Annotated in this window: 8 protein-coding genes and 5 pseudogenes; 8 read left to right on the top strand and 5 right to left on the bottom strand. The window is 66.1% G+C overall.

Features of this window, described 5'->3' with window-relative positions; genetic code table 11:
• Window positions 1-334, top strand: a pseudogene (locus Q8814_RS21345) (NYN domain-containing protein); the annotation flags it as partial.
• Window positions 335-464: 130 nt separating this feature from the next.
• Here the strand turns inward: Q8814_RS21345 and Q8814_RS21340 are convergent.
• The 3 genes and pseudogenes from Q8814_RS21340 to Q8814_RS21330 all read right to left on the bottom strand — a co-directional run bounded on the left by Q8814_RS21340 (window position 465) and on the right by Q8814_RS21330 (window position 3,547).
• Window positions 465-683 (bottom strand): hypothetical protein, encoded by a 219-nt coding sequence (locus Q8814_RS21340; protein ID WP_330153988.1) that lies wholly within the window; start codon window positions 681-683, stop codon window positions 465-467.
• Between the two features lie 166 nt (window positions 684-849).
• A pseudogene (locus tag Q8814_RS21335) lies at window positions 850-1,613 on the bottom strand (ABC transporter substrate-binding protein).
• Window positions 1,614-1,714: 101 nt separating this feature from the next.
• Window positions 1,715-3,547 (bottom strand): ABC transporter ATP-binding protein, encoded by a 1,833-nt coding sequence (locus tag Q8814_RS21330; RefSeq protein WP_330153987.1) that lies wholly within the window; start codon window positions 3,545-3,547, stop codon window positions 1,715-1,717.
• Between the two features lie 78 nt (window positions 3,548-3,625).
• Here Q8814_RS21330 and Q8814_RS21325 point away from each other — a divergent pair, with 78 nt between their 5' ends.
• The 4 genes and pseudogenes from Q8814_RS21325 (at window position 3,626) to Q8814_RS21310 (ending at window position 5,753) form a co-directional block, all read left to right on the top strand.
• Window positions 3,626-4,063 carry a MarR family winged helix-turn-helix transcriptional regulator gene (locus Q8814_RS21325; protein WP_408015958.1) on the top strand — a complete coding sequence of 146 codons (438 nt, stop codon included), beginning with the start codon at window positions 3,626-3,628 and terminating at the stop codon, window positions 4,061-4,063.
• Window positions 4,064-4,132: 69 nt separating this feature from the next.
• Window positions 4,133-4,827: pseudogene (locus Q8814_RS21320) on the top strand (2OG-Fe(II) oxygenase).
• A 27-nt stretch (window positions 4,828-4,854) separates the two neighbouring features.
• Entirely contained in the window at window positions 4,855-5,103 is a 249-nt protein-coding gene (locus Q8814_RS26565; RefSeq protein ID WP_408015957.1) for a hypothetical protein, read from the top strand.
• A gap of 242 nt (window positions 5,104-5,345) precedes the next feature.
• Window positions 5,346-5,753: a four-helix bundle copper-binding protein gene (locus Q8814_RS21310; protein ID WP_330153985.1), complete on the top strand. Its 408-nt coding sequence runs from the start codon at window positions 5,346-5,348 to the stop codon at window positions 5,751-5,753.
• 463 nt (window positions 5,754-6,216) lie between these two features.
• Here Q8814_RS21310 and Q8814_RS21305 read toward each other — a convergent pair whose 3' ends face one another.
• Window positions 6,217-7,551, bottom strand: coding sequence for an APC family permease (locus Q8814_RS21305; RefSeq protein ID WP_330153984.1), 1,335 nt, complete (start codon window positions 7,549-7,551; stop codon window positions 6,217-6,219).
• 553 nt (window positions 7,552-8,104) lie between these two features.
• On the opposite strand from Q8814_RS21305, the gene Q8814_RS21300 reads away from it, so the two are divergent.
• The 3 genes and pseudogenes from Q8814_RS21300 to Q8814_RS21285 form a co-directional block, all read left to right on the top strand.
• The gene (locus Q8814_RS21300) at window positions 8,105-8,365 is read left to right on the top strand and encodes a hypothetical protein (RefSeq protein WP_330153983.1); all 261 of its coding nucleotides are present in this window, start codon (window positions 8,105-8,107) and stop codon (window positions 8,363-8,365) included.
• Between the two features lie 159 nt (window positions 8,366-8,524).
• Window positions 8,525-8,878 carry a cupin domain-containing protein gene (locus tag Q8814_RS21295; protein ID WP_330153982.1) on the top strand — a complete coding sequence of 118 codons (354 nt, stop codon included), beginning with the start codon at window positions 8,525-8,527 and terminating at the stop codon, window positions 8,876-8,878.
• 72 nt (window positions 8,879-8,950) lie between these two features.
• Window positions 8,951-9,117: pseudogene (locus tag Q8814_RS21285) on the top strand (transposase); the annotation flags it as partial.
• Between the two features lie 3 nt (window positions 9,118-9,120).
• Here Q8814_RS21285 and Q8814_RS21280 read toward each other — a convergent pair.
• Window positions 9,121-9,670: pseudogene (locus Q8814_RS21280) on the bottom strand (recombinase family protein).
• Window positions 9,671-10,034: the final 364 nt, after the last annotated feature.

Genomic DNA, 10,034 nt, shown 5'->3' with positions numbered 1-10,034 from the left:
CGCACACGTCCCGGCGGCCCCGCGCCCGGCCAGTGTGCTCGCCTACAGCAGCACCAGCGGATCCCCGGCGCAGGTGCTGCGCGGTTACGGCCACGACGAGGTCGCGGACGAACACGTGATCGACGAGGTCGTGATGCGGGTGTTGGCCTCGTTCCGGGAAAGCGCCACCCCCGACGAGAAACTGGAACTCGAACGGGCCAGACCGTCGATCCCGCGAGAGATCGACCGCGCCCTGTTGCTCGACGCTTCGGTGGCGATGCAGATCTACGACCTGGACGAAAACAACCGGTACCGGTTGCGGGCGCGGTTCTGGGACAAGTACGACGAGGACTGAGGCACCGCGCGGCGTGTGGCACGTGGCAGTAAGCAGAAATGCCGGGTCCGGTGAGAATCGCGTATCTCGCGGCTCGATACCGGCATCGGGAATGGCGCCCGTTTCTGTCTTTCAGCGCCGGAGGCGAGAACTACTTCCAGGGGAGCGGCGACGAAGACCCGACCGCTGCCGAACCTGTCGAGATGATGCTTGCCAGGCAGGCGATTATCGACAGGTGCGCGAACGGCGGGGGATTGGTGCACCACGTGGTGGAGACGTTGGTGGGGGCGATCGGGGTCGGCAAGGCGACGGGTTGGGCAGCCGCAGCGCCTGCGGACCCCACCGCTATCCCGGCCGCGAGTGTCAGCACACAAAGAGTTTTACGTATGGAGGTATGTATATCCCAGGTCGGCGCCTTTCGGGCGACTCCATGGCGTACGAGTTGTTCCGCCCAAGCCCGTGACGGGTTCGGTGCTCCCGTTCGTGCGCGGCACGGCCGCGAGTCGGGGACGTCGAGGCCGGGTCGGTCGGTGTAGCTATCGGGCCCGGGTGGCGGGCAGCTTCTCCAGTGCGACGTCGATGGAATCGAGTGCGAGGAGCGCCGTTTCGTAGGTCGCGGCGTTCGCGTGCTCGACACCGACGAGGTTGCCGGCCCGGACGGCGGGCAGGTTCCGCCCCAGCGGCGAATCGAAGACGGCCTGCAGTTCGGGAGAGATCGAGCCGTCCGGCTCGAGGCCGTAGACGATCACGTCGGCGTCGGCGAGATTCTGCGGCAACTGCTCGAGGGAGACGTATTCACCGTGGACATCCGCCGGATCGGCCGGCTCGCCCGGGAAAGTGAAGCCGAGATCGTCGAACAGGTTGGTGGTGTACGACAACTTGTATTCGCGGTAGAACTCGCCCGGCTCGGTGCCGCAGGTGCTGCATAGACCGGCGAAGTTCAGGGATCCGAGGGTGCCGGCGTACTTGTCGGCGATCTCGGCGGCGCGTCGTATGCAGCGAGGGTCTCGTCGTCCATGCTCTCGATCTCGCGGCTCCATTCGCACACCGCTGCGAGGTCGGCTCCGGCCTGGATGAGCGGGAGGACGGCGTAGCCACACGCGACGATGCGCTGCGGGTCGGCCGGGATCTCGATGGAGCCGTTCTGCGCATCGAACGTGCGCGTGGCGGCGGTGGTTTCGGTGCCGTCTGCGGTGTCGCTGCCACTGTCGGTCGAGCACCCCACCAGGCCGACGGTGAGCATCGCTACTGCACCGAGCACCGCGACGCTGCGCGCCCCCCGACGTTCAACAACCCGCATTGCGCTTCTCCCACATGTCTCTACGCGGGCGTGCGCCCCGGCCATGGTTGGTTAGGCCAACCGAAACTAACCTGTCCGCCAAGCGCCGGTAATCCCCGACGTCACACTGCGACCGGCTGCTCACTGCGCGCGGCCAACGCCGCGTACTTGCCGTCCAGTGCGACGAGTTCGTCGTGGCTTCCCTGCTCGATGATCCGGCCGTGATCGAGGACGACGATCGCGTCGGCGCTGCGCACCGTCGAGAGTCGGTGGGCGATGGTCAGGGTCGTCCGTCCCAGTCGCGCCGCGTCGAGCGCCCGCTGCACGAGCCGTTCGGTTTCGTTGTCGAGTGCGCTCGTGGCCTCGTCGAGCACCAGGATCCGCGGGTCCCGGAGCAGCGTGCGCGCGATCGCCAGGCGCTGCTTCTCGCCACCGGAGAAGCGGTGCCCGCGCGCGCCGACCATCGTGTCGTACCCGTCGGGCAGCGACATGATCAGGTCGTGGATGTGCGCGGCACGGGTTGCCTCCTCGATTTCCGCATCGGATGCCGAGGGCTTGGCGTAGCGCAGATTCTCGCGGACCGTGGCGTGCAGGAGATACGTCTCCTGCGACACCACACCCACGAGCGCGGCGACCTCGGCAAGCGGCATGTCGCGCAGGTCCACGCCGTCGATGGTCACGCGTCCCGACGTCGGGTCGTACAGTCGCGCGACGAGCGCGCCGAGGGTTGTTTTGCCCGAACCCGTTTCGCCGACGAGAGCGACCTGCTTGCCCGCGGGAATCTCGAGGGTGATGTCGTCGAGCGCCGGCCGGTGGGCACCGCCGTATCGGAAGTCCACGTGTTCGAAACGCACCGTTCCCGCGACCCGGTCGCGATCGAGGCGGACCGGTTTCTCGGGTTCGTCGATCTCGACGATCAGATCGAGATACTCGAAGATGCGGCTGAACAATGCGAGTGAACTGGTAACCGAGACGCCGACGTCGAGCAGGCTCATCAGCGGACGGAACAGCGCGCCCTGCAGGCCGGTGAAGGCGACGAGCGTGCCGATGGTCATTCCACCCGACGTCGCGGGCAGACCGGCGACCAGATAGAGCACCGCTGGAATCGCGGAGAACACGATGTTCATGGTGGCCATCCGCCAGCGGCCGGACAGCTGCGCATGTACTTCGAGATCGGCAAGGTCCTCGGAAGTGCGCGCGAACTTGTCGGACAGCGCCGGACCGGTGCCGAGTGTCTTGACGAGGAGCACACCGCTGACGGACAGCCCCTCTTCGATCTGGGTCTGCATGTCGGCCAGGCGCCGCTGCTGCCGCGCGGTGATGGCGCGGCGCATCATCGCGACACGGCGGGTGAGCCAGATCGCGGGTGGCAGAACGATCAGCGAGAGCAGCGACAGCCGCCAGCTCAGCACGGCCATCGCGACAGCGGTGCCGACGACGGTGGTGATGTTCGACGCGAGTGACGTCGCGGTGGAGGTCACGACCGACTGCATACCGCCGATGTCGTTGGTCAGCCGCGACTGGATCTCGCCGCCGCGGGTGCGGGTGAAGAAGTTCATGGACTGACGCTGCAGGTGTGAGAACACGCGCGTCCGCAATCCGTGCATGATGCGTTGCCCGACCGTGGTGGAGATCCAGGTCTGGACGACGCCGAGCAGCGAACTCGCGACGGTGATGGCGAGCATGCCACCCACCGCCCACAGCAGCAGTTCGACGTTCTGGTTGGGGATCGCGTCGTCGATGAGCGCGCGGACGAGAAACGGATTTGCCAGCGTGATCACGGACGACGCGACGATGAGCGCGACGACGACGGCGATCTGCCAGCGGTAGGGGGCGAACAGCGCGCCGATCCGTCGCAGGCTGACGGGAGACTCTCGCAGTTGTTCGACGTCTTTGGGGTCGACCTTGCCGCGGCGACCTGGGCCGCCGCCTCGACCTGGTGGGGGCTGCATCATGCGCGCCACCTCGATTCCTGGGTTCGTTCGTACTTGATGAGGTTCCCTCATTAAGAGGCAAGCGTCAAGTGAGGTAGGATGCAGATCATGCCGGACTCCCCCGTTGCGCTCCGCGATCTACTCATGACCGCCACCCGCACGCTGCGCCGACGCTGGCACGACATCCTCCAACCGTGGGAACTCTCCCCCCACGAACACCGCGCGCTGCGGGTGATCGGGAGCGCCGACGAGGCGATCCGTCTCGGAGTCGTCGCGAAGTCGTTGCGCATCGTCCCGCGAGCGGCCACCGAGGTCGTCGACCGGCTCGAATCCCGCGGGCTCACCGAACGCCTCCCCGACCCCGCCGATCGTCGCGCGGTGTGCGTGCGGCTCACCACCGAGGGACGACGCGTCCTGGCCGAACTCGACACCGCCCGCGACGCCGAGGCTGTCGAAGTATTCGCACGCCTCGACGACGACGATCGCGCCGAATTGGGCCGCCTCCTCCGCAAGCTCATCGACGATCAGCCGTCCTGACGGCTCACGTTTCTGCGTGGCCGAGCGTCTACCGGGTAACGCAGATGTAGGAGACGGCGAGGAGGCGGTATGGCATCTGCCGGCGGCTTGACCACACGAGTGGACGCGCAGGATTGGGCAGCGCTCACCACCGAACTCGACGAGCACGGCTGCGCCCTGACCGGTCCACTCCTCAGCGCCGACGAGTGCGCTCAGATCGCGTCGCTCTGGGACGACGAAGTTCGGTTCCGCAGCGTCATCGACATGTNCCGNTACCGCTACGGGCACGGCACGTACAAGTACTTCGCCGCCCCCGTACCGGCCGACGTCGCCGAACTGCGCGCCGCCTTCTACCGGCACCTGCTGGCCCCGGCCCGCGACTGGGCCGAACGACTCGGCGACCCGGCGCCGTGGCCGGACGACTTCGACGATTGGCTCGAGGCATGCCACTCCGCCGGCCAATCGAAACCGGCGCCGCTGATGCTGCGCTACATCGAGACCTGTACGGCGACCTGATCTTTCCGCTTCAGGTCGTGATCGGCCTCGACCGTCCGGGTCGCGATTACACGGGCGGCGAATTCCTGCTGGTCGAACAACGTGCCCGCGCGCAGTCGCGGGGCACCGTCACGGTGCTCGAGCAGGGCCATGCCCTGATCTTCACCACCCGCGACCGCCCGACCCGCTCGGCGCGCGGGTGGTCCCGCTCGCCCGTCCGGCACGGGGTGAGCACGGTACGGTCGGGGTTGCGCCGCACGCTCGGCCTGGTGCTGCACGACGCGGGTTGAGTATTGATCATCCCCGTCGCGCACCACATGCAAGGTGTTGCTGAGCTTGTGCTCGCCGAACGCTTCTCGGGTCATCGACTCGTCCTGGGCGTCGTCTTCGCCGAGAAGGACGACGACAGGCTCGGCGGGCTCGGTCTTCCCTCTTTCCTCCTCAACACAGACGGTGCGCTCTTCGAGCCTGTCCGACGGTACGCCACCGTCATCCCCGGGCGCGGGGCCTGCTCCTACGGATATTCCCTCGCAGCGCCGCCGACCGTTTTCGGAACTCGCGGCTGACCGTGCTGGGCCGATTGTCGGTGCGGTGGGGTTTTCGGCTCGACCGGGGCCCACGTTCGCATTCGCTGGGGCGCCGGGCGTACACCGGCAACTGTGCGCCGCTCGCCGCACAGGCACGAGTCGAATTCCCACGAGAGAATATGCGTTCGTCGTTATCGCTCCACCATCTCCGGGTACGCGAGCAATATCGGGGTGGCTCATCTGCCCCGATCATCCCGGGGATCGACGAGAGGAGAACAGATATGAGCACCGCAGCGAGCATGCTCGAGACCTACCCGAAGGAGATCGGCCGGATCGACAAGACAAAACTGGCGGCCTGCATCGAGGCGTGCATCGAGTGCGCGCAGACCTGCACCGCGTGCGCCGATGCGTGTCTGGGCGAGAATTCGGTGGCCGACCTGACCCAGTGCATCCGCAGCGACCTCGACTGCGCCGACCTGTGCGAAACCACCGGCCGGGTGCTGTCGCGGCAGACCGGCAACAACGCCGATGTGACCCGTGCGGTTCTGGAAGCCTGCGCTGCCGCGTGCAAGTCGTGTGGAGACGAATGCGCCGAGCACAGCTCCCATCACGAGCACTGCAAGATCTGCGCCGACGCCTGCCGGCGCTGCGAGCAGGCCTGCCGCGATCTGCTCACCTCCCTCGGATAGCCTCAGCGCGATACGCCGCTGCCCAGTTTCGAGCCGTCCGGCCACCGAGTTCATCGGCCCGAAGGCCGGTGCCGGTGGTCGTCGGCGGACTCGGCGCAGATCTGCTCGAGCGAACCCTCGGTGTGCAGGTACCCCGTGCATCCAGATGCGGGAGTGGGCCTGGAACACGAGGACCGCTGAACAGCGCACCGCGATCAGCGACCACCTTCTGCTCCTGCGGGAGCACTTCGCCGACCAAGATCCCACGGCCCGCCGGCGCTGGACCAGCCTGCCCGACAGGTGGACACAGCGCTCGACGGGCGGTGGAAGCCGGAAACACATCGACCTGATGACCCGAGACATTTCCGATCGGCGGGGACCTACATGACGGCGAGCGCCTCTGCGGCTGTCTTCCGGACCGAGCAGGCCGAGGCCCGAGATCGCTGGGTTTGGTGATCACCTCGACGAGCGCGCCGAGTCTTGGTCAATTGTGTCCGGCGGAGGATTGCCGATGTGCCTCGTCACCGCGGCGGCGCACAATCAGCCACTGGCTTGCGAAGATGACTGCAGCCACCGCTGCGGTGACGACCACCGTGAGCGGATCCGCACGCACCTTCATGATCACGAACGGTACGAGAACGAGCACATCGAGCGCGATCGCCGTCGCCGGGATCCAGAGCGCGAACTCCACCTCGTCGCGCAGACGACGGATCAGACCCCAATGGATGGCGATGTCCATCGACAGATACAACATCGCTCCGAGCGAGGCGATCTGACTCAAATCGAACAACGTCGCGGTCAGCAGCGCCAGCGCGGCCGTGATCAACAGCGACTGCCGATTCACTGATCCCGGCAACCCGGGTGCCTGCTTCATCTCCCGCAGCATGTCGTACAGGCGCGAGACCGAGAACAGGCTTGCCACCAGCCCGGACAATGTCGCGACCACCGCCACCGCGACCGTCAACCACACCCCCCAGGACCCGAACAGCGGCTCGGCGGCCTCGGCCAGCGCGTAATCACGGGCGGCGACGATCTGCGGCACCGACAGGCTCCCGGTGACCGCGACGGTCAGCAGCAGATAGAGCACCGTGCACACCGTGATCGCGATCACGATCGAGCGAGCGAGGTTGCGCTGGGGGTTGCGGATGTCGTCACCCTGATTGGTGATCGTCGTGAATCCCTTGTACGCCAGGATGCACAACGCGGTGCCGGCGAGAAAGCCCAGGAGCCCGCTATCCGGCGGGGTTCGTCCGTCCCCACCGGGAATCAGTTGCGACAGGGCGGAGACTCCGGTGGCGGCGATACCTGCTACTGCCAACACAGCGATACCGATGATCTTGATAGCCGCGGTAACCGTGGCTGACCCTTCCACCCACCGGTTGCCGACCAGATTGACCACCGTCGCGACCACGATCGCCGCAACTGCCAGGACCGGCACCCCCACCGCCGAGCCTTCCAACCCGAACGGACGCAACAGATACGTGCCGAAAGTCCTGGCCAACAAACTCTCGGCCAGGACCATCGACACGTACATGAACAACGAGAACGACCCTGCCACCACACCGGAGCCGTAGGCGGCCTTCAGAATCATCGCGATCCCACCCGAGGACGGATCGGTGCTCGAGTACCGCACGTACGAATAGGCACTGAACGCGACCACCACCGCACCGGCGATGAACGCCCAGGGCACCCAGGACCCGGCGAGTTCGGCCACCTGCCCGACCAGAGCGAAAATTCCCGCACCGATCATCACTCCGGTCCCCAGGGCCACCGATCCGGTCAACGACAGCTTCTTGTCGTTCTCGGTGTCGGAGGACACTATCGCTACCTCCTCTGCACTCGGAGAGCTGTCGAATCTCACCAGGATCTGTCTCGTCCTTCGGGCTTACCCATGGTCAGTACACCGAAACCCTCGAAATGTCCCCAGGCGCACAATCCGACAGGCACGACGCCCACCGCTGAGGGGAAGGAACCCCGGGACCGGGATTCCTAGCATGCAAGGCGTCACGGATACCAAAATGGGATAGCACCCGCATGCAAGTCGAACCGAATCCACGATCCTTACACCGGATCTCGTGTCCTTTCGCGAAATCTCGACGGTGACATCCCGCTAGGATTCTCGGGCTGGTTCTCATCGTCTTCCGGCTGAAGCGCTGCGGTGGCCTCACGCTCGACGGTTGCCTGGCCCTGTTGTGCGTCCCATTGGCGTAGAGCGCCTTCGGCTCTGGCAGTTATCTCATCGAATGGCAGGGAACCGGCGAGGCAAGGAAGGTCGATCGGCCCGTACGCCGTTGATTGCAGACGAACCCGAATCGTCTTGATGGTGCTTCCGTTTCTTTCCGCCCATTCCTGCGCGGCTCGCACTGCAGCGAGTGCCGCCTGCGCAGAGTTGCCGCCCCGATGCTGCCACCGCCCGCACCCTGCTCTCCGAGCTCGCGGCCCAGGTCAGTAGTGTGCTGGGCCGACGGGTCACCGCCTGGGAGATCGACCATGCCATCTGGACATCGGCGCGGTCGGTGCGCACCGAACTGCACACCGACCAGGACGAGCCCCACTCGGAGGATCGGTCGCGCACCATCGGTCATGGTCGACAATCACAGCCGGTAGTCGCGCCCTCGCCGCCGGCGAGCTGATCATCTTGAGCCATCACCGCCGTGTCGTGCTCGTCGGGTGCGCCGGTGCCGACGCACTGGCGACGGCCCAGGCGTGGCGGTGGCCGGTGGCCGGTGGCCGGTGGCCGGTGCCACGAGCATGTCCGATCAGTGTGAAAGCGCGGGGCTAGCATCACCACCATGCCGGAGCTGTGGGACGGACTTGCCCTCGCCTCGATCAGTGCACCCGAACGAACCGTGGTCTTCCCGGATGGAAGCGTGCGTGTCGTGCTCGACCTGCCCGGACCGGTCATCATCGGTCACGGCGTCTATCTCCCGGGCTGGCGGTGGTCCACGTATGTCGGCGCCGTGACCGGCCGGTCCTCGCAACACCATTTCGGTTACGTGCTCAGCGGCGGGATGCGACTGCGAAGCCGTGCGGGCGCGGAAGTCGAGGCCGGACCCGGGGACGCGTTCGCGGTCGGACCGGGCCACGACGCCTGGGTGGTCGGGGACATGCCGTGCACGGCTCTCGACTGGTGGCCGCGAGCCTGACTGCTCACCCTTCGCGCGCGCAGGGATTCGCGGCCGGTTCCCAAGATCGGTCCGTTGATGGACCAGGCCAAGGCAGAGGTCCTGGCGTTCAGCACATTTCCGCGGGACCGTTGGTCGGAGATCCGGTCGACCAACGCCGTTTGGAGCGGATAAACAAGGAGATCAAACGCAGAACCCGCGTCGTGGGCGTCTTCCCGAACGAGGCGGCCGTGATCCGACTCGTCGGTGCGGTCCTTGTCCGCTCATTTCAGATGTCGATACAGCGTGGTGCGTCCGACGCCGAGGATCTCGGCGATCTCGTGTTGCGCCATGCCGCCATCGCGCATCTTCTTCGCCTGCCGAATCTTGTTCGGGGTCATCTTCGCCGACCGGCCCCCAGTGCGGCCACGGGCCCGGGCGGCCGCCAGACCGACCTGGGTACGTTCACGGATGAGGTTGCGCTCGAACTCGGCGATCGCCCCGAAGATCGAAAAGATCAGCCGACCCCCGGAGGTCGTGGTGTCGATCGCCTCGGTCAGGGACCGAAAGCCGACCCCACGCTGTTCGAGGTCTTCGACGGTCTGCAGTAGGTGCGGCAGCGACCGACCGAGGCGATCGAGCCGCCAGACAACGAGGGTGTCGCCGGCGCGCAGGTGCGAGAACAGCTCGGCCAGTTGCTGTCGGGCGGTGGTCGCCCCACTGGCGGTCTCGGTCCAGATCCTCGAACACCCGGCGGCGCGCAGGGCGTCGCTCTGCGCATCGAGTAGCTGACCGGTGGTCCGAGACCCTCGCGTAGCCCAAAAGTTCGTTCACGAGGCGACAGTGTTCCAGAACTCACCGTATTTGAAACATCCCGACCGAAAAATCGCGAGCAGCAGCGACGGATGTGCCAAAACTCGTGTCGGAAACCGATGGTTCAATACGTCGCGTGTCGGTCGTTTTCGGAACAAGATCAAGTTTGCGGACCGATCCCTCAAACAGCACACCGCAAAACGGTCCGGCACTCGATCGTGTCCTGCTGTCAGTTTCAGAAGTGGGCGTCATAAAATCGGCTCTACTGCTCTGAATGTGGATGACCAGACGTGTGGTATGCCCGCGTGTCGGTAAGGGTGGGCGCACGGGCCGCTCGTAGGGTCGAAAGCTCCTACACCGTCCACCCACTGGAGCCGACCCGTGC

It is taken from the genome of Rhodococcus chondri (genome assembly GCF_036327435.1).
GTDB classification, from domain to species: domain Bacteria; phylum Actinomycetota; class Actinomycetes; order Mycobacteriales; family Mycobacteriaceae; genus Rhodococcus; species Rhodococcus chondri.
The sequence above is the reverse complement of the archived record's forward strand: the minus strand, read 5'-3'. Positions and strand labels throughout refer to the sequence as shown.

Coding starts and splice junctions, on each gene's coding strand:
- Q8814_RS21330 (WP_330153987.1), bottom strand. CDS start 3,547: ATGATGCAGCCCCCACCAGGTCGAGGCGGCGGCCCAGGTCGCCGCGGC.
- Q8814_RS21325 (WP_408015958.1), top strand. CDS start 3,626: ATGCAGATCATGCCGGACTCCCCCGTTGCGCTCCGCGATCTACTCATG.
- Q8814_RS26565 (WP_408015957.1), top strand. CDS start 4,855: ATGCAAGGTGTTGCTGAGCTTGTGCTCGCCGAACGCTTCTCGGGTCAT.
- Q8814_RS21310 (WP_330153985.1), top strand. CDS start 5,346: ATGAGCACCGCAGCGAGCATGCTCGAGACCTACCCGAAGGAGATCGGC.
- Q8814_RS21295 (WP_330153982.1), top strand. CDS start 8,525: ATGCCGGAGCTGTGGGACGGACTTGCCCTCGCCTCGATCAGTGCACCC.